General features: G+C 71.7%; 20 protein-coding genes. 19 read left to right on the top strand and 1 reads right to left on the bottom strand.

What is annotated here, in order from left to right; all coding sequences use genetic code 11:
* The first annotated feature begins 1 nt into the window (after position 1).
* From NF681_05660 to NF681_05605, 12 genes are all read left to right on the top strand, one after another.
* Positions 2-1,012, top strand: coding sequence for an alpha/beta hydrolase (locus NF681_05660; protein UST54682.1), 1,011 nt, complete (start codon positions 2-4; stop codon positions 1,010-1,012).
* A 67-nt stretch (positions 1,013-1,079) separates the two neighbouring features.
* Positions 1,080-1,607, top strand: a complete 528-nt coding sequence (locus NF681_05655; protein UST54681.1) for a hypothetical protein — start codon at positions 1,080-1,082, stop codon at positions 1,605-1,607.
* A gap of 47 nt (positions 1,608-1,654) precedes the next feature.
* On the top strand, positions 1,655-3,034 hold the full coding sequence (gene miaB, locus NF681_05650; protein UST54680.1) for a tRNA (N6-isopentenyl adenosine(37)-C2)-methylthiotransferase MiaB: 1,380 nt from the start codon (positions 1,655-1,657) through the stop codon (positions 3,032-3,034).
* Positions 3,034-4,461, top strand: a complete 1,428-nt coding sequence (locus NF681_05645) for an ATP-binding protein (GenBank protein UST54679.1) — start codon at positions 3,034-3,036, stop codon at positions 4,459-4,461. The genes miaB and NF681_05645 overlap by 1 nt, the downstream gene beginning before the upstream one ends.
* Positions 4,462-4,595: 134 nt before the next feature.
* Positions 4,596-5,279, top strand: a complete 684-nt coding sequence (locus NF681_05640) for a hypothetical protein (protein ID UST54678.1) — start codon at positions 4,596-4,598, stop codon at positions 5,277-5,279.
* A 65-nt stretch (positions 5,280-5,344) separates the two neighbouring features.
* Entirely contained in the window at positions 5,345-6,772 is a 1,428-nt protein-coding gene (locus tag NF681_05635) for a sigma 54-interacting transcriptional regulator (GenBank protein UST54677.1), read from the top strand.
* A 182-nt stretch (positions 6,773-6,954) separates the two neighbouring features.
* Entirely contained in the window at positions 6,955-7,161 is a 207-nt protein-coding gene (locus tag NF681_05630; protein UST54676.1) for a hypothetical protein, read from the top strand.
* 6 nt (positions 7,162-7,167) lie between these two features.
* The gene (gene mdoH, locus NF681_05625; protein ID UST54675.1) at positions 7,168-9,180 is read left to right on the top strand and encodes a glucans biosynthesis glucosyltransferase MdoH; all 2,013 of its coding nucleotides are present in this window, start codon (positions 7,168-7,170) and stop codon (positions 9,178-9,180) included.
* 109 nt (positions 9,181-9,289) lie between these two features.
* Positions 9,290-10,876, top strand: coding sequence for an ATP-binding protein (locus NF681_05620; protein ID UST54674.1), 1,587 nt, complete (start codon positions 9,290-9,292; stop codon positions 10,874-10,876).
* The gene (locus NF681_05615; GenBank protein UST54673.1) at positions 10,873-11,511 is read left to right on the top strand and encodes a response regulator; all 639 of its coding nucleotides are present in this window, start codon (positions 10,873-10,875) and stop codon (positions 11,509-11,511) included. Before NF681_05620 ends, NF681_05615 begins: the two co-directional genes overlap by 4 nt.
* A 158-nt stretch (positions 11,512-11,669) precedes the next feature.
* Positions 11,670-12,218 (top strand): heme-binding protein, encoded by a 549-nt coding sequence (locus NF681_05610; protein UST54672.1) that lies wholly within the window; start codon positions 11,670-11,672, stop codon positions 12,216-12,218.
* 77 nt (positions 12,219-12,295) lie between these two features.
* The gene (locus NF681_05605) at positions 12,296-12,955 is read left to right on the top strand and encodes an ankyrin repeat domain-containing protein (protein ID UST55681.1); all 660 of its coding nucleotides are present in this window, start codon (positions 12,296-12,298) and stop codon (positions 12,953-12,955) included.
* Positions 12,956-12,980: 25 nt separating this feature from the next.
* On the opposite strand, the gene ffh is transcribed toward NF681_05605, so the two are convergent.
* Positions 12,981-14,378 (bottom strand): signal recognition particle protein, encoded by a 1,398-nt coding sequence (gene ffh, locus NF681_05600; GenBank protein ID UST54671.1) that lies wholly within the window; start codon positions 14,376-14,378, stop codon positions 12,981-12,983.
* A 130-nt stretch (positions 14,379-14,508) separates the two neighbouring features.
* Between ffh and ccsA the strand changes: the two genes are divergently transcribed.
* The 7 genes from ccsA to NF681_05565 all read left to right on the top strand — a co-directional run bounded on the left by ccsA (position 14,509) and on the right by NF681_05565 (position 24,183).
* Positions 14,509-15,324 carry a cytochrome c biogenesis protein CcsA gene (gene ccsA / locus NF681_05595; protein UST54670.1) on the top strand — a complete coding sequence of 272 codons (816 nt, stop codon included), beginning with the start codon at positions 14,509-14,511 and terminating at the stop codon, positions 15,322-15,324.
* An 11-nt stretch (positions 15,325-15,335) separates the two neighbouring features.
* The gene (locus NF681_05590; protein ID UST54669.1) at positions 15,336-15,590 is read left to right on the top strand and encodes a hypothetical protein; all 255 of its coding nucleotides are present in this window, start codon (positions 15,336-15,338) and stop codon (positions 15,588-15,590) included.
* A 13-nt stretch (positions 15,591-15,603) separates the two neighbouring features.
* A complete protein-coding gene (locus tag NF681_05585; protein UST54668.1) occupies positions 15,604-17,304 on the top strand; it encodes an ATP-binding protein in 1,701 nt (566 codons plus the stop codon).
* Between the two features lie 13 nt (positions 17,305-17,317).
* Positions 17,318-18,874 (top strand): sigma-54 dependent transcriptional regulator, encoded by a 1,557-nt coding sequence (locus NF681_05580; GenBank protein ID UST54667.1) that lies wholly within the window; start codon positions 17,318-17,320, stop codon positions 18,872-18,874.
* On the top strand, positions 18,871-19,503 hold the full coding sequence (ampD, locus tag NF681_05575; GenBank protein UST54666.1) for a 1,6-anhydro-N-acetylmuramyl-L-alanine amidase AmpD: 633 nt from the start codon (positions 18,871-18,873) through the stop codon (positions 19,501-19,503). Before NF681_05580 ends, ampD begins: the two co-directional genes overlap by 4 nt.
* A gap of 361 nt (positions 19,504-19,864) precedes the next feature.
* Positions 19,865-22,804: a ribonucleoside-diphosphate reductase subunit alpha gene (locus tag NF681_05570; GenBank protein ID UST54665.1), complete on the top strand. Its 2,940-nt coding sequence runs from the start codon at positions 19,865-19,867 to the stop codon at positions 22,802-22,804.
* A 152-nt stretch (positions 22,805-22,956) separates the two neighbouring features.
* Complete coding sequence (locus NF681_05565; protein UST54664.1) at positions 22,957-24,183, top strand: ribonucleotide-diphosphate reductase subunit beta; 1,227 nt, start codon at positions 22,957-22,959, stop codon at positions 24,181-24,183.
* Positions 24,184-24,272 lie beyond the last annotated feature (89 nt).

Raw genomic sequence — 24,272 nt, 5'->3', positions numbered from 1 at the left:
CATGGACATCGAGCAAATCCCCATCCTCTTCGGCACCGAACGCAACCTCGTCGGCGTGATCACGACCCCGGCGAGCAGCACGGGCGCGCCCATCGCGTGCCTGATGCTCAACATGGGCGCCAACCACCGGGGAGGTCCGCACCGCATCAACGTGAAGCTGGCCCACCGGCTCGCCACCATGGGCATCACCAGCCTGCGCATGGACCTGGCCGGCCTGGGCGACAGCGCGCCGGCGCGCACCGAACTCGGCTACCACGCGCAGTGCGTGCTGGACCTGCAGGCCGGCATGGACCTGCTGCGCACGACGCACGGCATCCAGCGCTTCCTGGTGGTGGGGCTGTGCTCGGGCGCGGCGCACGCGCTGAACCTCGCGGTGGCCGACCCGCGCGTGACCGGGATCCTGCTGTTCGACGGCTACAGCTTCGCCGGCCGCCGCTGGCACTGGGAGCGCTCGCTGCGGCGCGCGCTCGCCGCGCCGACCAATCCGGCCGTGATCGGCAAGACCCTGCGCTGGCTGCGCCGCACCTTCACCAACGCCGCGCCCGTGGCGGCCGACGCCCCGGCCGTCAACATCTTCACGCTGGAGAAGGAAACGCCCGCCGAGGTCCGCGCGACCTTCAGCGGCGCGATGGCCAAGCTGGTGGCGCGCGGCGTCTCGGTCTACCTGCTCTATTCGGGCACGCAGCACGTGCGCGACGTGGACCGCGACCACCTCGGCACGCTGGTGCGCGAGCCGTTCGCCGACAAGGTGCGCTACGAGTTCTCGCGCGACATCGACCACACCGTGACGTCGCTCGCCGCGCAGGGCGCGTTCCTCACCTGCGCCTCGAACTGGGCGCTCGGCGTGGCGATGCCGGGCTCGACCCTGGGCCAGGTGCCGGGCAACGCCCACCGCGCCGGCGCGCCGGCCGAGGAGACCCCCAGCGCCTGGGGCGCGCTGGCGCCCGCCAGGGGCGGTGGCCAGCGCCGCGGCCAGGCACAGGACAACGGCTTCATCGAGTCGGTCTACTAGCCGCGTGCCGGCGCGCGGCGGCCCGATCGCGCAAAATCGGGGGTTCCCCAGCCTCTGGATGTCACCCATGAACCGCTGCTTCCGCCACCCGCGGCGTCCGGGCCCGGCCGTGTCGACGCCCGCCGCGGCCGTGCTGGCCCTGGCGCTGCTCGCCCCGGTCCTCGCGCCCGCGCCCGCCCGCGCCCAGGCCACCGCCGAGGGCACGCTGTTTCCCGCCTCGGGCCTCTCCAGCGAGGCCGCGTTCGGCGGCCGCAACTTTCCCGACGACGCCCTGCGCGGCCAGTTGCGGGTGATCGACGTCCCGACGATCCTGCTGGACGGCCGCGAGGACCGCTTCTCGCCCGGCGTGCGCATCCGCGACGCGCGCAACCTGTCGGTGGTGAGCGCCGCCATCACGGGCCAGGACCTGCGGATCAACTACACGCGCGACGCCGCCGGCCTGGTGCGCGAGGTGTGGGTGCTGAGCCCCGACGAGGCGCGCGCCCCGCGTGCCACGGCCTCGCGCCCCCTGCTGGATTTCTGGCCCTTCGTCTCCCCCGGCGCGCGCGACGACGCGCGCACGCCGTTCGCCGACCTGCCCGCCTACGGACAGTGAACGCCCCTCGTCTTCCGCCCCCGACCGCTCCACGCACCCCACGACCCATGTCCAAGAAAGTCTTCATCAAAACCTTCGGCTGCCAGATGAACGAGTACGACTCGGACAAGATGGCCGACGTGCTCCACGCCGCCGAGGGCTACGAGCCGACGCAGGACGTCGAGGAGGCCGACCTGATCCTCTTCAACACCTGCTCCGTGCGCGAGAAGGCGCAGGAGAAGGTCTTCAGCGACCTCGGCCGCGTCAAGCACCTCAAGGCGCGCGGCGTGCGCATCGGCGTGGGCGGCTGCGTGGCCAGCCAGGAGGGCGCGGCCATCATCGCGCGCGCGCCCTACGTGGACGTGGTGTTCGGTCCGCAGACGCTGCACCGCCTGCCCGAGATGCTGGCCCGGCGCGAGCGCCAGGACCGCTCCCAGGTGGACATCAGCTTCCCGGAGATCGAGAAGTTCGACCACCTGCCGCCCGCGCGCGTGGACGGCGTGACGGCCTTCGTCTCGATCATGGAGGGCTGCTCCAAGTACTGCAGCTACTGCGTGGTGCCCTACACCCGCGGCGAGGAGGTCAGCCGGCCGTTCGACGACGTGCTCGCCGAGGTGGCCGGGCTGGCCGCGCAGGGCGTGCGCGAGGTCACGCTGCTGGGCCAGAACGTGAACGCCTATCGGGGCGCCATGGGCGGCACCGCCGAAATCGCCGACTTCGCGCTGCTGCTGGAGTACGTCGCCGAGATCCCCGGCATCGCGCGCGTGCGCTACACCACCAGCCACCCCAACGAGTTCACGCCGCGCCTGATCGAGGCCTACGGCCGCATCCCGCAGCTGGTCTCGCACCTGCACCTGCCGGTGCAGCACGGCAGCGACCGCATCCTGATGGCCATGAAGCGCGGCTACACCGCCATGGAATACAAGAGCACGGTGCGCAAGCTGCGCGCCCTGCGCCCGGGCCTGGCGCTGTCGAGCGACTTCATCGTCGGATTCCCCGGGGAGACCGAGGACGACTTCGAGCGGATGATGAAGCTCATCGACGACATGGCGTTCGACGCCAGTTTCAGCTTCATCTTCAGCCCGCGCCCGGGCACGCCGGCCGCCGCGCTGCACGACGACACGCCGCACGAGGTCAAGCTCGCGCGGCTGCACCGGCTGCAGGCGGCCATCGACGCCAACGTCAAGCGCTTCGGCCAGGCCCTGGTGGGCACCACGCAGCGCGTGCTGGTCGAGGGCGCATCGCGCAAGGACGCCAGCGAGCTGATGGGCCGCACCGACTGCAACCGCGTGGTCAACTTCGCGGGCGACGCGCGGCTGGTCGGGCAGATGGTCGACCTGCGCGTCACGCGCTCGCTGGCCTACACGCTGCGCGGCGAGGTGCCGGTGCGGGAATCGGACGGTCCGGTGGCGCCCGCCGCGGCCGACGTGGCGCCGCTGCCCGCCTGATGGCGCATTTCAAGGCCGTGCGCGGCTCCTTCCAGCAGCTGCTGCTGTGCGCCTTCCTGCTGATCACCGCGCTGCTGGTGGGGGTCGCGCTGCGCTCGGTGTTCCAGTACGACGCGCTCATGACGCAGAGCCGCGACGCCGCCGCGCGCGCGCTGGCGCTGTCGGGCGCGGCGCAGTCGCTCGCCGAGCGCAGCGCCGCGATGGAGCGCGCCGGTCGCCAGTCGCTGGTGCTCAACGACGCGGTGCTGCGCCGGCGCTTCGAGGACGCCGCGCGCGACGCCCGCGCCATCGTCGAGCGGCTGGAGGACAACGGCGTGCCGGCGGCCTCCGTGGCGCCCTGGCGCGACCAGCTCGCCGCCCTGCAGACGCTGCTGGGCGGCCCGGCGGAGACCGCGCTCGCGCGCGAGTCGACCATGGCGATGCAGTTCCGCGACCTGGACACCGCCAACACCGCCATCGCGCAGCAGGCCCAGGCGCAGATCGAGGCGCAGAACAAGGCACTGGCGCAGCGCATCGAGAGCGCGCGCGTGCGGCTGATGCGCCAGGTGCTCGCCGCCAGCGCCCTGGCCGTGGCGCTGGCGCTGGCCTTCGGGGTGTGGCTGGCGCGGCCCTTCAAGCGGCTGCAGCGCGCCATCGTCGGGCTGGGCGAGAACCGGCTGGACGAGCCGATCGACATCCGCGGACCGGCCGACGTGCGGCGCGTGTCGCAGCAGCTCGAATGGCTGCGCCTGCGCCTGACCGAACTCGACGCCGACAAGGCACGCTTCCTGCGTCACGTCTCCCATGAACTCAAGACGCCGCTGGCCGCGCTGCGCGAGGGCATCTCGCTCCTGGAGGACGGCGTGACCGGCGCGCTCACCCCCGCGCAGCACGAGGTCGCGCAGATCCTGCAGCAGAACGCGATCTCGCTGCAGGGCCAGATCGAGGCGCTGCTGCGCTTCAACGCCGCCGCCTTCGAGGCGCGCGAACTCCACCGCGAGCGCACGCCGCTGCTGCCGCTGATCGAGGAGCAGGTCGAGGCCCAGCGCCTGCAGTGGCATGCCTACGGCCTGCGCGTGGAGGTCGGCGGCGAGCCGCTATCGGTGGCGGTGGACCGCACCAAGCTCGGCACGGCCATCGCCAACCTGCTGTCCAACGCGATCCGCTTCTCGGCGCGCGGCGGCACCATCCGCATCGAGGTCCGGGCCCTGGGCGAGACGACCTGCATCGACATCGCCGATGCCGGACCCGGCATCGCCGAGGACGATCGCGAGCGCATCTTCGAGCCCTTCTATCGCGGCAGCCGCCAGCCGGAGCACGCGGTCAAGGGCACCGGCATCGGCCTGTCGATCGTGCAGGAGTACATTGCGGCCCACGGGGGGCGCGTCGCGCTGCTGCCCGACGGGCCCGGTGCGCGCTTTCGCATCGAACTGCCGAGAACGGCCTGAGCGGCCCCGACGCCGCCATCCGATCGCGCACCCCAGCACCGCCGCCCGAGCCCGTCGTCCATCCGCCCTTCGCCTTGTTCCTCGTGCATTCCCGAACCCTCCCTCTCCCGTCCGTCCACCGGTCGTCCCTCACCGTGGCGGGCGTCGCCGCGCTGTCGCTGCTGCTGGCGGCCTGCGCGGCGCCGCCGCGCGCACCGGCGGCGGCCGACAAGGCCGCCGCGGCCGCGACCACCACGCAGCCGACGAGCGCCGACACCGCCCGCCCGGCCGCGGCCAGCGTCGCGCCGCCGCCGCCCGTGCGGGTGATGCCGGTCGAGGCCGAGCCCGTCGCGCCGGCCACGCAGGCCGCGCTGGCCTACGTGCCGCGCGGCTTCGGGCCGCTCGAGGCGGTGCTGCTCTACGCCGACCGGCTGCGGCCGCTGTCGGCCTCCGAACTGGCCGCCGAACTGGCGCGCCTGGGCGATCCGGGCGATTCACCCACCGTCCAGATGCAGGTCGCCCTGGTGCTGGCCCAGACCCGCGCCTCGGCCGACCTCCAGCGCGCGCTCGGGCTGCTGCAGCGCGTGGTCGCCAGCACCACCACGGAGGCGTTGCCGCTGCAGCCGCTCGCGCGCACCCTGGCCGCGCGTTTTCTCGACCAGCGCCGCGTCGAGGACGACCGCGACCGCCAGGTGCAGCAGCTGCGCGACAGCCAGAAACGCATCGAGCAGCTCAACGAGCGCATCGAGGCGCTGCGCGCCATCGAGCGCAGCTTCGCGCGACCCAACAACGGCGCCGCCCGGCCGAGCCCGAGCCCGAGCCCGAGCCCGAGCCCCTGAACGATCGCACGCCGCCGCCGCCGTCCGCCCCCCACCTTCCCCCAGACCCTCCCAGGAATCCCGCCATGCCCGACACCGCGCTCACCACGAAGCATCCCGGAGCCCGGCTGCTGGTCGTGGACGACGACCCGGACATGCTGCGCCTGCTGTCGCTGCGCCTGAACGCGGCGGGCTACCAGGTCAAGGCGGTGACCTCGGCCGAATCGGCGCTCAACCAGCTGGAGATCGAGCACCCGCAGCTGGTGCTGAGCGACGTGCGCCTGCCCGGGCGCGACGGCCTGGCGCTGTTCGACGAGATCCGCAAGCACCACCCGACGCTGCCGGTCATCCTGCTGACCGCGCACGGCACCATCCCCGACGCGGTCGAGGCGACGGCGCGCGGCGTCTTCACCTACCTCACCAAGCCCTACGACGCGCGCGAGCTGCTCGAGAAGATCAGCCAGGCGCTGGCCCTGGGCGCGCCGACCACGACGGCGGGCGGCGCCGGCGGCGACGACAGCTGGCGCTCCGAGATCGTCAGCCGCAGCAGCCGCATGGCCGAACTCCTGGCCGAGGCCCACATGGTCGCCAAGTCCGACGCCAGCGTGCTGCTGCGCGGCGACAGCGGCGCCGGCAAGGAACTCCTCGCGCGCGCCATCCACAAGGCCAGCTCGCGCGCGGCCAAGCCTTTCGTGGCGGTGAACTGCGGCGCGATTCCCGAGGCGCTGCTCGAGTCCGAGCTCTTCGGCCACATGAAGGGCGCCTTCACCGACGCCGTGGCCAACCACAAGGGCCTGTTCCAGCAGGCCGACGGCGGCACGCTGCTGCTCGACGAGATCGGCGACATGCCGCCGGCGCTGCAGGTCAAGCTGCTGCGCGTGCTGCAGGAGCGCGCGGTGCGGCCGGTGGGCGCGGCGCAGTCGATCGCGGTCGACGTGCGCATCGTCTCGGCCACGCACCGCGACCTCGACGCGGCGATGGAGGCCAGCCAGTTCCGCGAGGACCTCTACTACCGCCTGAACGTCGTCACGCTGACCCTGCCGCCGCTGTCGGCGCGACGCGAGGACATCCCGCTGCTGGCCAACCACTTCCTGCAGCGGCTCTCGACCAAGTACGGCAAGCGGCTCTCGGGCTTCGCGCCGGAGGCCATGAAGGCGCTCACCACCGCCTCCTGGCCAGGCAACGTGCGCCAGCTCTTCAACGTCGTCGAGCAGGTCTGCGCGCTGTCGGGCTCGCCCCTCATCCCGCTGGCGCTGGTGCAGCGCGCACTGCGCGTGCCGAGCGTCGAGGTGCAGACCTACGCCGACGCCAAGCAGCGCTTCGAGCGCGACTACCTCGTCGGCCTGCTCAAGATCACCGACGGCAACGTCGCCGACGCCGCGCGCCTGGCCGACCGCAACCGCACCGAGTTCTATCGGCTGCTCCAGAAGCACGAACTGACCCCCGGCCACTTCAAGGCCGATGCGCCCCTGTCGCCCGCGGGCGATGCTGTCGCCGACGAGCGACAGAGGTAAGTCGTTGATTTGATTGGATTCCCGGGCTGGGACTCCAATGCCTGTCGGGCTCAGGCGACAAATTCAGGGGGTCTGACGGGTCCAGGCCCGCCGCGACCACGGGAAAACCCTGGAAATCATTGCCAAGTCCTTGATTAAAAAGGACTTTTTCATGTTGGCACAGGGCTTGCCACAGAAGAGGCATGAACGCTCATTTCAGCCCCTCCTTCACGCTGCGCCCGCAGCGCGACGCCCTGCGCGCCAGGCAGGCGCTCCTCTCGAAGACCCGCGCGCCGGGCCACGCCGGGGCTGGACTCGAAGCCGGGCGTGCCGACACCCTGGACTGCGTCGCCAAGCGCCTTCCGGCAATCGGCGACATGCCCGCCACCCCCCTCAAGCAACGTTGGTAAGCCGCCATGAAACCCACTGATTTCTCGCAGATGCGCGTACTGACCGAAGACGACTTCGCCCGCCAGGTGCTGCCGCGCGAAGAACGCCATCCCAACTCCGCGACGGCCCCGCCGGTGCATCGCGGCTCGATGACCCCGCGTCCCTGGCGCGGCTTCTGGAACAGCATCGGCACGGCCATGCTGGTGAAGCTGGGCGCCGGCGGTGCGCAGGCGCGCGAAGCGTTCCCGACCGTCGAGGCCGCCGAGCAGCCCTGGCAGCGCGCCGCCAAGCAGCGCCGCCTGGCCTTCATGGTGCTGGCGATCGTCAGCACGGCCATCGCCTCGACGCTGTTCGCCGGCGTCCAGCCCGACTACGACAACGCCTGGCTCCAGTACGGCCAGATCGGCCTCTACGGCCTGCTCTCGGGCTGGGTCGTCACCGGCTTCGTGACCGCGCTGATGGGCTTCTACGTCTCGGTGCGCGGTGACAAGCACTCGCTGTCGGTCAAGCAGGTCGCCGGTCACGCCATGAACCCCGAGGCACGCACGGCGATCATCATGCCGATCTGCAACGAGGACGTGGCCACCGTGTTCGCCGGCCTGCGCGCCACCTGCGAATCGGTCGCCTCGACCGGCCATGCGAAGCACTTCGACGTCTTCGTGCTCTCCGACAGCTACAACCCCGGCACCGCCGCCGCCGAGCGCGCCGCCTGGGAAGACCTGCGCGCCGCCCTGGCCACCAGCCCGAACCAGCCGCAGGTCGAGGTGTACTACCGCCTGCGCAAGCGCCGCACGCACCGCAAGGCCGGCAACGTGGCCGACTTCTGCCGCCGCTGGGGCAAGGACTACCGCTACATGGTCGTGCTCGACGCCGACTCCGTGATGAGCGGCGACTGCCTGACCTCGATGGTCAAGCTGATGGAGGCCAATCCGACCGCCGGCATCATCCAGACCGCGACGCAGGCCATCGGCCACGTCACCCTGCACGCCCGCGCCCAGCAGTTCGCCTCGCGCGTGACGGGCCGTCTGTTCACGCTGGGCATGCAGTTCTGGCAGCTCGGCGAGTCCCACTACTGGGGCCACAACGCGATCATCCGCGTGCAGCCGTTCATGGACCATTGCGCCCTGGCGCCCATCAAGGGCACGGGCGGCATGTCCGGCGGCATCATGTCGCACGACTTCGTCGAGGCCGCGCTGATGCGCCGCGCCGGCTACCACGTGTGGCTGTGCGCCGATCTGGTCGGCAGCTACGAACAGCAACCGCCGGACCTGCTCTCCGAGCTGCAGCGCGATCGCCGCTGGTGCCAGGGCAACCTGCAGAACGCCCGTCTGATGGCCGAGCCCGGCATCCACCGCGTGCACCGCGCCATGTTCGTGACCGGCACGATGGCCTATGTCTCCGCGCCCCTGTGGCTCGCCTTCCTCACGTTGGGCACGGCCCTGTGGCTGTCGGGTTCGAGCCTCGTGTCGAGCTGGAACGTGCTGCCGATGGAACTCGCCGGCCTGTGGCTGTGGACCCTGTGCCTGCTGTTCCTGCCGCGCGTGATGGGCATCGCCGCCGTGCTGCTGCGCGGCGAGCAGCGCCAGTACGGTGGTTTCTGGGGCCTGGTCCGGAGTTCCGCGCTCGAAAGCGCCCTGGCCATCGTCCAGGCGCCCGTGCGCATGCTGGCCCACTCGCTGTTCGTCGTGGTCGCCCTCACCGGCATCAAGCTCGACTGGAAGTCGCCCCCCCGCGAAGCCGCCGCCGTGCCGTGGAGGATCGCCCTGTCGCAGCTCGCGCCGATGACCTTCGTGGTCGCCGCGCTGGCCGTGGGCATCGCCCTCATCGACGCCAGCGCCCTGGTGTGGCTGGCGCCCGTGGGCCTGCCGCTGCTGCTGGCCATTCCGCTGACCGTGATGACCAGCCAGATCGCCCTGGGCACCGCCCTGCGCGAACGCGGCTTCCTGCTGATTCCCGAGGAATCGCGCTCGCCGGCCGTGCTGCGCCGCGCCTGGATGCACGCCGTGCGCCTGGCCCGCCCGGCCCTGGCCACGGCCTGATCCGACCGCGTCACCGGGCCCTCGCGGGCTGCGGACGGCGGCCCCGGTGCGAACCGGGGCCGCCGTTTTTCATGGCGCCGCGCGCACGTGCCGGGGCAGAATCCGGCCGATGAGGAAATGGTGGTCGTCCGTCGGCGCGTGGTGCCTGGCCTGGCTGATGCTGTCGGCCGGCGGGGCGCTGTGGCTCGCGCACGCCGAGCTCGAGCGGCTGCGGCAGGACTTCGAGACCGACGCGCGCATCGCCCACCGCCTGATGAGCCAGCAGGTGGTGCAGTACGACGCCATCCTCTCGACCCTGGCGCTGCTCGAATCCGGCGCCGACGCGGCCCGTCTGGGCCGTGGCCTGTCGACGGTGCAGGCCGCGATCCTCGACGTCCAGCGCCGCGAGCCCGACGGCACCTGGCCCGGCGGCCCGGCGGCGGCGTCCCTGGCGGCGGCCGAGGCCCGGTCGCGCGAACTGCAGCGTCCCGTGCTCGCCGCGATCGACCTCGACCGGGGCCGCTACCGGCTCGTCATCGGCGCCACCCCGACCAGCTACGCGCTCGACATCGACCTCGCCGGCAGCGTGCCGTGGCGCGACTGGCCCATGGACCCGCAGGCCAGCGCGACGCGCGTGGTCATCGAGCACGACGGCCGGCCGTGGACCGTGCAGCCCGGCCGCGCGGTCGCCGGCGGCTGGCGCTTCGACTTCCGCAAGGCCCTGGCCTCGGCCAGTCAGGCCTTCGACGTCGTGGCGACGCGCGACGTCGGCCCCGCCGAGCTGCCGTGGCGCCGCATGGCCGGCTGGGCGGTGGCGGTGGCGGTGGTGCTGGCCGTCCTGCGCGGGCTGCAGCGCCAGCGCGTCGCCCGCCGGCGCGCCGAGGACCTGCTGCGCGTCGGCCGCGTGGCGCGGCTCGATTCGCTGGGCGAGCTGTCCGCCGGCCTCGCGCACGAACTCAACCAGCCACTGACCGCCGTGCTCGCCAACACCCAGGCGGCGCGGCGACTGCTGGACGACGAGCCGCCCGACCTCGACACCGCCCGCGTCGCCATGGGCCGGGCCGCCGAGCAGGCGAGGCGCGCCGCCGACGTGCTGGGCAGACTTCGCGGCCTGATCGAGCAGCGGCCCGACGCCCAGGACGACGGCGCGGCGCGGCCGGTCGTGCTCCAGGAGGTGGCCGCCCAGGCGCTCCACCTCCTGGAGCCGGAGTTCGCGCAGCGCGGTGTCGCCCTGCACTTCGACGCCCGGGCGCAGCCCCCGGTGCGCGTGCGCGCCGATCCGGTGGCGCTCGAGCAGATCGTCCACAACCTGATCCTGAACGCCCTGCAGGCCCTGGAGCGCGGGCCGCGAGACGGCCGCCGGCTCGCCATCGCGGTCGGCAGCGACGGCACCGAGGGCGTGCTGGCCGTGAGCGACAACGGCCCCGGCATCGCGCCGCAGGCGCTGCCGCGCTTGTTCGAGCCCTTCTTCAGCACCCGCGAGGGCGGCCTGGGGCTCGGCCTGAGCCTGAGCGAGACCCTGGCCGCCGGCATGGGCGGCAGCCTGGGCGCGGCCAACCTCGCGCCCCGCGGCGCCTGCTTCACGCTGCTGCTGCCGCTGGCGACGGCCGGCGGCGGCGAGGTCGCGGCGCCCGCCGCGCCGACCCCGGCCCCTTCCTCGTCCCTGCGCGCCCCCGCCCCCGCGACCTCGCGCGCCCCGGCCCCCCGCACCTCATGACCCCCTCCTCCGCCCCGCCGCTCTCCCCGCTGATCCACCTCATCGACGACGACCTCGCGGTGCGGGAAAGCCTGGCGCTGCTCATCGGGACCGTCGGGCTGCGGGTGCAGGACTGGGCCGACCCGCAGGCCTTCCTGGACGGCTTCGAACGCGGCGGCATCGGCGCCATCGTGCTGGACGTGCGCATGCCGGGGATCGGCGGGCTGACCGTGCTCGACCGCCTGAAGGCGCAGGGCGTCGACCAGCCGGTGGTGATGCTGACCGGCCACGGCACCGTCGAGCTGTGCCGGCGCGCCTTCAAGGCCGGCGCGGCCGAGTTCCTGGAAAAGCCGGTCGACGACGAGCAGCTGCTGGAGACGCTGCAGCACGCGGTGCGGGCGCACGTGCGTTCGCGCGAGCGCGCGCAGGCCGACCAGTCGGCGCGCGAGCGCTTCGCCCAGCTCTCCGAGCGCGAGCGCGAGGTGCTCGGCTTCATCGTCCGGGGCCTGACCAACAAGGAGATCGCGCGCGCGCTCGCGCTGTCGCCGCGCACGGTCGAGACACACCGCGCGCACCTGTTCGCCAAGCTCGAATGCGAGTCGCTCGCGCAGCTGATCCGGCGCTACGCGGTGCTGGTGGACGACGCGGGCGGCTGACGCACCGAAGCGCCGGCGCGCCGCGACCGGTGCCCGGACGCCCCGGTCGTCCGTAGTTCTACGGAGTCCGGGGCGTGCGCGTACGAATGGTGGCAAACGCCTGCTTTTTCTACATTGGACGGGTCCCGAAACACTGACCCATCCGGAGATTTCCCGCCATGCACCGCACCCATCGCCTCGCCGCCGCCGGCCTCGTCGGCGTCCTGCTCGCCGCCCCGTTCGCCCAGGCCCAGACGGCCCTCGCCGCCGCGCCCACGGCCGGCACCGCCGCCGCCGCGCCCCTGGTGCGCGTCGAGCGCAACCTCTCGCTCGCCCTGGCCAGCCAGATCGCCGCCGAGAGCGTCGCGGCCTGCGCGGCCAGCGGCTACGGCGTGTCGGCCACGGTGGTCGATCGCGCCGGCACGGTGCGCGCCGTGCAGCGCGCCGACGGCGCCGGCCCGCACACGCTCGCCTCCAGCGAGCGCAAGGCCTGGACCGCCGCGTCGTGGAAGAGCCCGACGCAGGCGCTGATGGAAGGCGCCCAGAAGAACTCCGCCGCGGCCAACCTGGTGTACCTGCCCGGCGCCCTGCTGCTGGGCGGCGGCGTGCCGATCCGCGCCGCCGGCGAGGTCATCGGCGCCGTCGGCGTCGGCGGCGCGCCGGGCGGCCACCTCGACGAGCAGTGCGCGAACGCGGCGCTGGAGAAGGTCAAGGGGCTGCTGGGATGACGATGGCGGCGCGCCCGCGCCCCGTGGCGACGCGATGCGCGCGGTCGTGCCTCGCGGCATCGATGCTGATGGTGGCCATGGCGGGCGGATTCGCCGCGACCGGGGCGTCGGCCCAGGTCGCGCCGTCGGCCGCCGAACTGCGTGCCTACGACGGCTGGTTCGGCGCCGCGGCGGCGGGCGACGTGCCACGGCTGCGGGCGCTGATCGCGGCCGGCGCCGACCTGGACGCCCGCGACGCGCACGGGCGCACCGCCCTGCACGTCGCCACCCACGCCCGCCGGCACGAGGCGATCCGGGTGCTGGCGCGCGCCGGGGCCTCGCTCGACGCGCTGGAGGCCGACCGCTACGACGCCGTCACCATCGCCGCCGTGGCCGACGACGTGCCCACGCTGGCATTGCTGCTGTCGCTGGGCGCGAAGCCCGGCCAGACCACCAGCCGCTGGGACGGCACCGCGCTGATCGCCGCCGCGCACCTGGGCCACGACGAGGTCGTGCGCCGGCTGATCGCCGCCGGTGCGCCGCTGGACCAGGTGAACAACCTGCACTGGACCGCCACGATCGAGGCCGTCGTGCTGGGCGACGGCGGGCCGCGCCACCAGCGCACCCTGGCCGCGCTGATCGGCGCCGGCGCCGACCTGTCGCTGCCCGACCGCGAGGGCCGCACGCCGCTGCGGCTGGCGCGCGAGCACGGCCACGCGGCGATGGCCGCGCTGCTGGCGGCGGCCGGGGCGCGCTGAGCCGGCCGCCGGCGGGGCGGCGGGCTCAGAAGCGCGGCAGCCCGCCGCCGCCGCCCATGCCCCCGCCCATGCCGCCCATGCCCTTCATCCCGCCCATCTTCTTCATCATCTTCATCAGGCCGCCGCCCTTCATCTTCTTCATCATGGTCTGCATCTGCTCGAACTCGTTGAGCAGGCGGTTGACCTCCTGGACCTGCACGCCGGCGCCGGCGGCGATGCGGCGCTTGCGGGTGGCCTTGAGCAGGTCGGGCTTGCGGCGCTCCAGCGGGGTCATGCTGTTGATGATCCCCTCCTTGCGGCGGATGTCGCGCTCCGCGCGGGTCATGTCGGCCTCGGTGGCCTTGGCGGCCATCTGCGCGGGCAGCTTGTCCATCAGGCTGGAGAGCCCGCCCATCTGCTTCATCTGCTGGAGCTGGCCGAGGAAGTCGTTCAGGTCGAAGCCCGCGCCGCTCTTGACCTTGGCCGCGAGCTTCTGCGCCGCGGCGACGTCGACGCCGGCGGTGACCTGCTCGACCAGCGCCACGATGTCGCCCATGCCCAGGATGCGCCCGGCGTGGCGCTCGGCGTCGAACACCTCCAGGCCGTCGATCTTCTCGCTGGTGCCGGCGAACTTGATCGGCACGCCCGTCACGTGGCGCACCGACAGCGCCGCGCCGCCGCGCGAGTCGCCGTCGGTCTTGGTCAGCACGATGCCGGTGAGCGGCAGCGCGTCGCTGAAGGCGCGCGCGGTGTTGACCGCGTCCTGACCCTGCATGGCGTCGACCACGAACAGGGTCTCCACGGGGCGCAGCGCCGCGTGCAGTTCCTTGATCTCGGTCATCAGCACCTCGTCGATGGCCAGGCGCCCGGCGGTGTCGACGATCAGCACGTCGAAGAAGTGGCGCCGGGCGTGGTCGAGCGCGGCGCGCGCGATGTCCAGGGGCTTCTGCTCGGGCGTGCTGGGGAACCACTCGGCGCCGGCCTGCTTCGTCACCGTCTTGAGCTGCTCGATGGCGGCGGGCCGGTAGACGTCGCCCGAGACGGTCAGCACCTTCTTGCGGCGCTTGTCGATGAGGTGCTTGGCGAGCTTGGCGACGGTGGTGGTCTTGCCCGCGCCCTGCAGGCCGGCCATCAGGATGATCGCCGGCGGCTGCGCCACCAGGTTGATGTCGGAGACGCCCTCGCCCATGGTGGCGGCGAGTTCGCGGTTGACGATGCCCACCAGCGCCTGGCCGGGCTTGAGCGAACTCAGCACCTCCTGGCCCAGCGCCTTGTCCTTGACCCGGGCGACGAAGTCGCGCACCACCGGCAGCGCCACGTCGGCCTCCAGCAGCGCCATGCGCACCTCGCGCAGCATGTCCTGCACGTTGGCCTCGGTGATGCGGGCCTGCCCGCTCACCTGCTTGACGAGACGGGAGAACTTGTCGGAAAGGGCGGTTGCCATGGGGGAATGCCTGGTTGCCGGCGCCGCAGGGGCCGGATGAGCGATGGGAAGGAGGAAGGCGGCCGGCGGACCGCGGGCGCCGATGGCGTGGCGGGAGCGGGGGCCGGGATCGAGCCATTAGACTCAAAGGATGATTTTAGCGATCCCCTCCCCGCTCGGCGTGGCGCTGGGCATCGCCGCCGCCGCCGCCTATGCCGCCACCGCGGCGCTTTCCGCCCGGCTCGAACGTCCCGCCATGCGCGGTCTGCTCGGCCTGGCCTGGCTGCTGCACGCGCTGGCGCTCGGCTCGAGCCTGGCGGGCGACGCGCCGCGCTTCGGCTTCGCGCCGGCGCTGTCGATCACGGCCTGGCTGGTCCTCACCGTCTACGCCGTCGAGAGCCGCCTCTACCCGCAGCTGCGGGTGCGCCGCGTGCTCGCGGCCCTGGGGGCCCTGGCGGTGCTGCTGGCGCTCCTGTTCCCCGGCTCGCCGCTGCACGTCTCGGCCTCGCCCTGGCTGCCGCTGCACCTGGCGCTGGGGATCGCGTCGTACGGCCTGTTCGCCGCGGCGGTGGTGCACGCCTGGCTGATCTCGCGGGCCGAGAAGCACATCCGCCTGGCGGCGCCCGAGTCGCAGGGCAGCGGCGTGCCGCTGCTGACGCTGGAGAAGCTGACCTTCCGCTTCGTCACCGCCGGTTTCGTGCTGCTGTCGGCCACGCTGCTGGCGGGGCTGTTCTTCAGCGAGACGCTCTACGGCGCCGCCGACCGCGCCGCGAAGTGGAACCACAAGACGCTGTTCTCGGTGCTGGCCTGGCTCACGTTCGCGATCCTGCTGACCGGCCGCATGCGCTTCGGCTGGCGCGGGCGCAAGGCGCGCCGGGTGCTCTACGCCGGCTCGGCGCTGCTGCTGCTGGCGTACGTCGGCTCGCGTTTCGTGCTCGAGGTGGTGCTGCGGCGCCCCCTGCCCTGAGAGGTCCGCCCTTGAAATATTTCCTCGTCCTGGTGGTCGTGACGGTCGGCATCTGGCTCTGGCGCCAGGGCCGGCGCGATGCGATGCGCGAACGCGCGGCCGCCGCCATGCCGCCCCGTCCGGCCCCCCCGCCCGCCGTGGCGCCGCCGCAGGCGATGGTGCGCTGCGCCCATTGCGGACTGCACCTCCCGGCGATCGACGCCGTCGCCGGCCGCGACGGCACGGCCTATTGCAGCGCCGCCCATCGCCAGGTCGTCGAACGCTGAGGGCCGCGCCCCGATGAGCACCGCCGGCTGGTCGATGGGCGAGTCCCCCCACACCGACTGGTCGGCGCTCGACGCGCAGGGCGCCGAGAGTTCCGCCCTGCTGCGCCTGCGCCGGGGGTTCCTGCTCGCGCGCTGCTGCGTGGCCGTCGTGGTGCTGCTGCTGCAGCTGGCGACCTTCGCGCTCGGCCAGCCGGCCCAATGGGTCGCCAGCGCCATCGCCACGACCTACCTCGTCGCGGCGCTGGTCGGCCTGCGCTGGGCGCCGGTGCAGCTGCCCATGCAGGCGCTGGGCACGGCATGGGTGGTCACCATCGGCATCGACCTGGCGACCTTCGCGACGCTGCACGTCCTGCAGGCCGGCAGCATCGACTACACGCCGCTGTTCGCGATGCCCGTGCTGATGGGCGCGGTGCTGGGCACGGTGTCGGTGGGACTGGGCACGACCGCGGCGGTCAGCCTGCTGCTGCTGGCCGATGCCGGCTGGCGCTGGCTGGCGGCGCAGCCCTCGGACTCGCCCACGCGCTTCCTGCAGGCCGCGCTCACCAGCACCGGGCTGTTCCTGGTCGTGCTGCTGGCGCACGAACTCTCGCGCCGCCTGGCGCGCGAGGAGGCCCGCGCGCAGCGCAGCCGCAGCACGGCGCAGGTGCAGGCACGGGTCAACGACCTCGTGATCGAGACGCTCAGCGAAGGCGTGCTGGTGATCGACATCGAGGGCCGGGTGCACGCGGCCAACCCGGCCGCCGACGCCATCCTGGGACAGGGCCTCGCCGGCCTCGCGGTGCCGTTCGCGCTCGGCGCCCATCCGGCCTGGGGCACGCTGGCGGAGATCGCCGCGCAGGCCTTCGCCCGCCAGACGCCGCAGGCGCACGAGATCCCGGTGGCGCAGCCGCGCGGCGCGGCGCGCGAGGTGCGCGTGCGCACGCGGCTCACGCCCCTCAGCGGCCCGTCCGGCAGCATCCTGTGCGTGATGTTCCTGCAGGACCTGCGCGAACTGGAAGCGCGCATCCGCACCGAGAAGCTGGCCGCCATGGGACGCATGTCCGCCGCCGTCGCGCACGAGATCCGCAATCCGCTCGCGGCCATCACCCAGGCCAGCGCGCTGCTCGAGGAGGACCTCAGCGATCCCGCGCAGCGCCGGCTGCTGGCGCTGGTGGCGCAGAACGCGCGGCGCCTCTCGCGCATCGTCGACGACGTGCTCGACGTCGCCCGCGTGCGCGAGCAGCGGGTGCTGCTGCCCGGCGAACGCATCCCGCTGGACGCCACGGTGCACGCACTGGCCGGCGAATGGATGCGCCAGACCGGCTGCGCCGGCGTGCGGCTGTCGCTCGCGGCCGGCGGAAGGCACGTCGCGTTCGACGCCGAGCACCTGCGCCGCATCCTGGTGAACCTGCTGGACAACGCCGCGCGCTATGCCAGCGAGCGCGAGGGCTCGATCGAGGTCGCCACCCGCGCGGGCCCGCGCGGCGCGCCCGGCCTGCACGTCTGGAGCGATGGCGCGCCGCTGGAGCCGGCCGTGCAGCGCCACCTGTTCGAGCCCTTCTTCTCCTCGGAGAGCCGTTCCAGCGGACTGGGACTGTTCCTGTGCCGCGAGCTGTGCGCGCGCCACGGCGCGACCATCGGCTACGAGCGGCGCGCCCTCGCCCTGGGCGGTCCGGAGGGCAACGCGTTCCTCATCGGATTCGCCGACGCGGACCGGACCGTGGCGGGCGGCTGACACAATCCCGACCGTGAGCACACCCCTCCTCCCGGCCGCCCGCGCCGCCCGCATCCTGGTCGTCGACGACGAGCCCGACCTGCGCGTCCTGTACGAACTCACGCTGCTGCGCGAGGGCCACCGGGTCGAGGCCGCCGGCAGCGTGGCCGAGGCCCTGCGCCACCTGGAAGCCGGACGCTTCGACGCCGTCATCACCGACATGCGCCTGCCCGACGGCCTGGGCATGGAAATCCTGCAACACCTCCAGCGCGACCATCGCCCCGAACGCTGCATCGTCATGACCGCCTACGGCTCGGCCGAGAACGCGGTCGAGGCCCTCAAGGCCGGCGCCTTCGACTACCTGACCAAGCCGGTCGACCTCAAGCAGTACCGCACCGTCGTGGCCTCGGCCGTGCTCGCGCCGACGCCGCCGGCGCCCCCCAGGGTCGCGCCGTCCGCGCCCGACGCGACGGCGCCCGCGCCCACGCCGGCCACCACGCTCGCGCCCGCCGCGCACGCGGCGCTCGAACGGCTGGTGGGCGAGTCCGAGCCGATGCGCCTGGTCAAGTCGCGCATCGTGCGCGTCGCGCGCGGCATGGCGCCGGTGCTGGTGCGGGGCGAATCGGGCACCGGCAAGGAACTGGTGGCGCGCGCGGTGCATGCCTGCAGCCAGCGCTGCGACGGACCCTTCGTCGCCGTCAACTGTGGCGCCATCCCCGAGAACCTGCTGGAGGCCGAGTTCTTCGGCGCGCGCAAGGGGTCCTACACGGGTGCCGTGCAGGACCGCGACGGGTATTTCCAGGCCGCGCGCGGCGGCACCCTGTTCCTCGACGAGATCGGCGACCTGCCGCTGGCCATGCAGTCCAAGCTGCTGCGCGCGATCCAGGAACGTAGCGTTCGCGCCATCGGCTCGACGCAGGAGGAGACCGTCGACGTGCGCATCGTGAGCGCGACGCACAAGGACCTGCAGGCCGGGGTGCAGGCCGGGCGCTTCCGCCAGGACCTGTTCTACCGACTCAACGTGATCGAGATCGCCATGCCAGCGCTGCGCGACCGGCGCGAGGACCTGCCGGCCCTGTGCGCCGCGCTGCTCGCGCGCATCGCCCACGACGCGCACATGCCGGTGCCGGTGCTGTCGCCCGGCGTGATCGAGCGGCTCGCCGCGCATGCCCTGCACGGCAACGTGCGCGAACTGGAGAACCTGCTGCACCGCGCCGTCGCGCTCAACGACGGCGACGAACTGCACATCGATGTCGAGCCCGCCGGCCCGGCGACGGCCGCCGCGCCCGCGCCCATGCCCGCGCCGGACACGGTCCGACCTTCACCGCCGACGCCTATGCCGACACAGCGGACCGCGCCGGCCGGCGACGGGCCGGCCACGCCGCCCGCGGTGCCGGCCGATCTGCAGACCTACCTCGACCAGCAGGAGCGCGAGATCCTGGTGCATGCCCTGCGCGAGAGCGGCTTCAACCGCACCGCCGCCGCCGCCCGGCTGGGACTGAGCCTGCGCCAGATCCGCTACCGCATCGCCCGGCTGGGCATCGCCGTGCCCCGCGACGGGGACGGCCCGTCCGGGCCGGGGAGCGAATGAGCCGCGCGCCGGAGCCCTGGCACGGCGGCTGGTACCAGCCGGCGCGGCGCCTGGACTCGCCCAACTTCGGGCCGCGCCCGGCCGGCACGTGCATCGACCTGATCGTCGTGCACTCCATCAGCCTGCCGCCCGGGCGCTACGGCGGCGACGAGGTCCAGCGCCTGTTCACCAACCGACTCGACTGGGACGCGCATCCCTACTTCGGACAGATCCGGGGCCTGGCGGTCTCGGCGCACTTCTACGTGCGGCGCGACGGCCGGCTCTGGCAGTTCGTGAGCTGCGACGACCGTGCCTGGCACGCCGGCGCGTCGAGCTGGCGGGGATGCGCGAACTGCAACGATCGCTCGGTCGGCATCGAGCTCGAAGGGCTCGAGGGCGACACCTTCGAGGCGGCGCAGTACGACACGCTCGCCGGCCTCTGCGCCGACCTGGCGCGGCGCTATCCGGTGACCGACATCGCGGGGCACGAGCATGTCGCGCCCGGCCGCAAGAACGATCCCGGTCCCGGATTCGACTGGCCGGCCCTGCGCGCGCGCTTGGCCTGGAACGACGAATCCTTTCCCATTACATCGCTCGAACCAGCGTCATCGAAAGACCTCTCTCCAGGTACCGGTCGTCCAGGAACGTGAATTTTTTGTGACGGTCCGTCGGCGCCGCGACGGACATCTTGACAGGCCGGAACCCCCAGTCGTCATGCGCCCTGCGAGACCAAAGTCCGCTGCAAGCCCCGGCCGGCGCGGCTGTCGGGGCGGCGATGCAGAAACGATGGGGCATGGCGTCGCACCGCCAGCACCGGCGTCGATGTCGATGCGGAAAAATCGATGCCGAAACACTACAGGTAGTGGTCGACCGCCACTCGACACACCAGATATAGTGCCTCCTTGCCCGACGCAAGCCGTCCGGCGATCCCGGCCGACGCCCTCGTCGGCGTCGTCGCAGCCTCGCCCGTGCCGGGCTGCCGCCCTTTCAGAATTTCTTTCAGAGGACCTCATGCAACCTGCCCTGAACACCCCCTCCACGTCCCGCGCCAGCACCGCGAGGACCGCCACCGCGCCCGCGCGCGACGCCGCCGGCGCCGCCTCGGCCGAGACGCTGTCGCACTACCAGATCATCCGTCGCAACGGCGCCGTGGTGCCCTTCGAGCCCAGCAAGATCGCCGTGGCGATGATGAAGGCCTTCCTGGCGGTGCACGGCACGCAGGGCGCGGCCTCGGCCAGCGTGCGCGAGACCGTCGACACGCTGACGCAGGCGGTCGTGCGCGCCCTGGTGCGCTCGCGTCCGGGCGGCGGCACCTTCCACATCGAGGACGTGCAGGACCAGGTCGAGCTCGGCCTGATGCGCGGCGGCCACCACGAGATCGCGCGCGCCTACGTGCTCTATCGCGAGCGCCGCACCCAGGAGCGCGCCCGCCAGGTCGCCCAGGAGACGCCGGCCGCGCCGGCCCTGCACGTGATGGACGGCGGCGAGCGCGTCGCGCTCGACATGGCCGAGCTCAAGGGGCTGATCGAGTCGGCCTGCGAGAACCTCGGCGAGAGCATCACGGCCGCGCCCATCGTGGCCGAGACGATGCGCAACCTCTACGACGGCGTGCCCCTCGACGAGGTCTACAAGGCCTCGATCCTGGCGGCCCGCACGCTGATCGAGAAGGACCCCGACTACACCTTCGCCACCGCGCGCCTGCTGCTGCACACGATCTTCAAGGAGATCGTCGGCCGCGAGGTGATGCCCGCCGAGCGCACGCAGGCCTACGTCGACTATTTCCCGCAGTTCATCAAGAAGGGCGTGGACAACGAACTGCTCGACGAGAAGCTGCTGCAGTTCGACCTGCCGCGCCTGGGCGCCGCGCTCAAGGCCGAGCGCGACCTGCAGTTCGACTACCTCGGCCTGCAGACGCTCTACGACCGCTACTTCCTGCACGTGCGCAAGACGCGCATCGAACTCCCGCAGGCCTTCTTCATGCGCGTGGCGATGGGCTTGTCGCTCGGCGAGGTGGACCGCGAGGCGCGCGCCATCGAGTTCTACGAGGTGCTGTCGTCGTTCGACTTCATGTCGAGCACGCCCACGCTGTTCAACGCCGGCACGCTGCGCTCGCAGCTGTCGTCGTGCTACCTGACCACCGTGCCCGACGACCTCGACGGCATCTACGAGTCGATCAAGGAGAACGCGCTGCTGTCGAAGTTCGCCGGCGGCCTGGGCAACGACTGGACGCGCGTGCGCGCCCTCGGCTCGCACATCAAGGGCACCAACGGCGAATCCCAGGGCGTGGTGCCGTTCCTGAAGGTCGTCAACGACACGGCCGTGGCCGTGAACCAGGGCGGCAAGCGCAAGGGCGCGGTCTGCACCTACCTGGAGACCTGGCACCTCGACATCGAGGAATTCCTGGAGCTGCGCAAGAACACCGGCGACGACCGTCGCCGCACGCACGACATGAACACCGCCAACTGGATCCCCGACCTCTTCATGCGCCGCGTGATGGAGAAGGGCCAGTGGACGCTGTTCTCGCCCAACGACGTGCCCGACCTGCACGACCTGTTCGGCAGCGCCTTCGAGACCGCCTACGTCGCCTACGAGGCGAAGGCCGCGCGCGGCGAGATCTCGCCCTCGCGCACCGTCGCGGCGAGCGACCTGTGGCGCAAGATGCTCACGATGCTGTTCGAGACCGGCCATCCCTGGATCACCTTCAAGGACGCCTGCAACGTGCGCTCGCCCCAGCAGCACGCGGGCGTCGTGCACTCGTCGAACCTGTGCACCGAGATCACGCTCAACACCAGCGACACCGAGACCGCCGTGTGCAACCTGGGCTCGGTCAACCTGCTGCAGCACCTGAAGGATGGCCAGGTCGACCAGGAGAAGCTCAAGCGCACGATCTCCACGGCGATGCGCATGCTCGACAACGTGATCGACATCAACTACTACGCCGTCAAGAAGGCACGCGATTCCAACCTGCGCCACCGCCCGGTGGGCCTGGGCCTGATGGGCTTCCAGGACGCCCTCTACGAACTGCGCATTCCCTACGCGTCGCAGGAAGCCGTGGAATTCGCGGACCGTTCGATGGAAGCCATCTGCTATCACGCCTACTGGGCCTCGACCGACCTGGCCAAGGAACGCGGCAAGTACTCCAGCTACAAGGGCTCGCTGTGGGACCAGGGCGTGCTGCCCATCGACACGCTCGACATGCTGGCGCAGGCCCGTGGCGGCTACGTCGAGGTCGACCGCTCGGCCACGCTCGACTGGGAGGCGCTGCGCCGCAAGATCAAGGCCGACGGCATGCGCAACTCCAACTGCGTGGCCATCGCACCGACCGCGACCATCTCCAACATCATCGGCGTGGACGCTTCGATCGAGCCGTGCTTCGGCAACCTGTCGGTCAAGTCGAACCTCTCGGGCGAATTCACCGTCATCAACCACTACCTCGTGCGCGACCTCAAGCGTCTGGGCCTGTGGGACGACGTGATGGTCATGGACCTCAAGCACTTCGACGGTTCGCTGCGTCCGATCGACCGCGTGCCGCAGGACGTCAAGGCGCTCTACGGCACCGCGTTCGAGGTCGAGACGAAATGGCTGGTCGAGGCCGCCGCGCGGCGCCAGAAATGGATCGACCAGGCGCAGTCGCTCAACATCTACATGGCCGGCGCGTCGGGCAAGAAGCTCGACGAAACCTACAAGCTCGCCTGGCTGCGCGGCCTGAAGACCACCTACTACCTGCGCACCCAGAGCGCCACGCACGCCGAGAAATCGACCGTGCAGTCGGGCCGGCTCAATGCCGTCACCTCCGGCGGCGACGGCGCTTCCTCGCCGTCGCAGGGCGCGGCGGCACCGAGCGCGCTGGAAGCCGCGGCACGCGCCGCGCAGGCGCAGCTCGCCGCCATGCCGGCCACCGACATCGCGTTCTGCGGCGTCGACGATCCGACCTGCGAAGCGTGCCAGTGACGTCGGTCTGAATCGAGGTCCGTTCGCGGCATCGCCTGACAGGATGGCGGTGCCCGCGAATGGGTTTCACACGAGATAATCGGGGCACGGTGAGAGGTAAACGCTTTGCAACTCGCATCGTTGCTCACATAATTTGAGCACTGGATTTTTCTATGTTGACCTGGGACGAAGAAGTCAAGCCATCCTCATCGAAGGACATGCAACACGGGTTGCATCATTCGTCGCCCAGCGACGCGCCTTCCGCGCGTTCGTCGGCACTTCCGACGTCGCCGACCCGCCCTTCGGCACCTCGCGCGGACGTCGTCTCCGCCCCCGCTTTCCCCTCCGCGCCGGCACCCACCGCCTCCGAGCCCGCCGTCGCCCGCCGCGTCAACGCGGCCGACAAGCGCATCATCAACGGCCAGACCGACGTCAACCAGCTGGTGCCCTTCAAGTACAAGTGGGCCTGGGAAAAGTACCTTGCCACCTGCGCCAACCACTGGATGCCGCAGGAGGTGAACATGACGCGCGACATCGCGCTGTGGAAGGACCCCAACGGCCTGACCGAGGACGAGCGCCGCATCGTCAAGCGCAATCTCGGGTTCTTCGTGACCGCCGATTCGCTGGCCGCCAACAACATCGTGCTGGGCACCTACCGCCACATCACCGCGCCCGAATGCCGCCAGTTCCTGTTGCGTCAGGCCTTCGAGGAAGCGATCCATACGCACGCCTATCAGTACATCGTCGAGTCGCTCGGCCTCGACGAGAGCGAGATCTTCAACGCCTACAACGAGGTGCCGTCGATCCGCAACAAGGACGAGTTCCTGATCCCCTTCATCGAGGCGATCAGCGATCCGAACTTCAAGACCGGCACGCACGAGACCGACCAGACCCTGCTCAAGTCGCTGATCGTGTTCGCCTGCCTGATGGAGGGTCTGTTCTTCTATGTCGGCTTCACGCAGATCCTGGCGCTCGGCCGTCAGAACAAGATGACCGGTGCCGCCGAGCAGTACCAGTACATCCTGCGCGACGAGTCCATGCACTGCAATTTCGGCATCGACCTGATCAACCAGTTGAAGCTGGAGAACCCGCAGTTGTGGACCGCCGACTTCAAGGCCGAGATCAAGGACCTCTTCATGAAGGCGGTCGAGCTCGAATACCAGTACGCCGAGGACACCATGCCTCGTGGCGTGCTTGGCATGAACGCCTCGATGTTCAAGGGCTACCTGCGCTACATCGCCAACCGGCGGGCGCAGCAGATCGGTCTGGAGACGCTGTTCCCCAACGAGGAGAACCCGTTTCCCTGGATGAGCGAGATGATCGATCTGAAGAAGGAACGCAATTTCTTCGAGACCCGCGTGATCGAGTACCAGTCGGGCGGCGCGCTCTCCTGGGATTGAACCCTTCGAAGAACCGACAAGTGCATTCAGTATTTGCTCCACCGTCGAACACGCCTCAGAGCGCGTCGACGGACGGGGCGCAGGTGTTC

The organism is Comamonadaceae bacterium OTU4NAUVB1 (assembly GCA_024372625.1).
Classification (GTDB): domain Bacteria; phylum Pseudomonadota; class Gammaproteobacteria; order Burkholderiales; family Burkholderiaceae_C; genus Variovorax.
The sequence above is the reverse complement of the archived record's forward strand: the minus strand, read 5'-3'. Positions and strand labels throughout refer to the sequence as shown.

Excerpts from the sequence above, each read along its gene's own strand:
- NF681_05660 (UST54682.1), top strand. The coding sequence starts at position 2 with ATGGACATCGAGCAAATCCCCATCCTCTTCGGCACCGAACGCAACCTC.
- NF681_05655 (UST54681.1), top strand. The coding sequence starts at position 1,080 with ATGAACCGCTGCTTCCGCCACCCGCGGCGTCCGGGCCCGGCCGTGTCG.
- miaB (UST54680.1), top strand. The coding sequence starts at position 1,655 with ATGTCCAAGAAAGTCTTCATCAAAACCTTCGGCTGCCAGATGAACGAG.
- NF681_05645 (UST54679.1), top strand. The coding sequence starts at position 3,034 with ATGGCGCATTTCAAGGCCGTGCGCGGCTCCTTCCAGCAGCTGCTGCTG.
- NF681_05635 (UST54677.1), top strand. The coding sequence starts at position 5,345 with ATGCCCGACACCGCGCTCACCACGAAGCATCCCGGAGCCCGGCTGCTG.
- NF681_05630 (UST54676.1), top strand. The coding sequence starts at position 6,955 with ATGAACGCTCATTTCAGCCCCTCCTTCACGCTGCGCCCGCAGCGCGAC.
- mdoH (UST54675.1), top strand. The coding sequence starts at position 7,168 with ATGAAACCCACTGATTTCTCGCAGATGCGCGTACTGACCGAAGACGAC.
- NF681_05620 (UST54674.1), top strand. The coding sequence starts at position 9,290 with ATGAGGAAATGGTGGTCGTCCGTCGGCGCGTGGTGCCTGGCCTGGCTG.
- NF681_05615 (UST54673.1), top strand. The coding sequence starts at position 10,873 with ATGACCCCCTCCTCCGCCCCGCCGCTCTCCCCGCTGATCCACCTCATC.
- NF681_05610 (UST54672.1), top strand. The coding sequence starts at position 11,670 with ATGCACCGCACCCATCGCCTCGCCGCCGCCGGCCTCGTCGGCGTCCTG.
- NF681_05605 (UST55681.1), top strand. The coding sequence starts at position 12,296 with ATGGCGGGCGGATTCGCCGCGACCGGGGCGTCGGCCCAGGTCGCGCCG.
- ffh (UST54671.1), bottom strand. The coding sequence starts at position 14,378 with ATGGCAACCGCCCTTTCCGACAAGTTCTCCCGTCTCGTCAAGCAGGTG.
- ccsA (UST54670.1), top strand. The coding sequence starts at position 14,509 with ATGATTTTAGCGATCCCCTCCCCGCTCGGCGTGGCGCTGGGCATCGCC.
- NF681_05585 (UST54668.1), top strand. The coding sequence starts at position 15,604 with ATGAGCACCGCCGGCTGGTCGATGGGCGAGTCCCCCCACACCGACTGG.
- ampD (UST54666.1), top strand. The coding sequence starts at position 18,871 with ATGAGCCGCGCGCCGGAGCCCTGGCACGGCGGCTGGTACCAGCCGGCG.
- NF681_05570 (UST54665.1), top strand. The coding sequence starts at position 19,865 with ATGCAACCTGCCCTGAACACCCCCTCCACGTCCCGCGCCAGCACCGCG.
- NF681_05565 (UST54664.1), top strand. The coding sequence starts at position 22,957 with ATGTTGACCTGGGACGAAGAAGTCAAGCCATCCTCATCGAAGGACATG.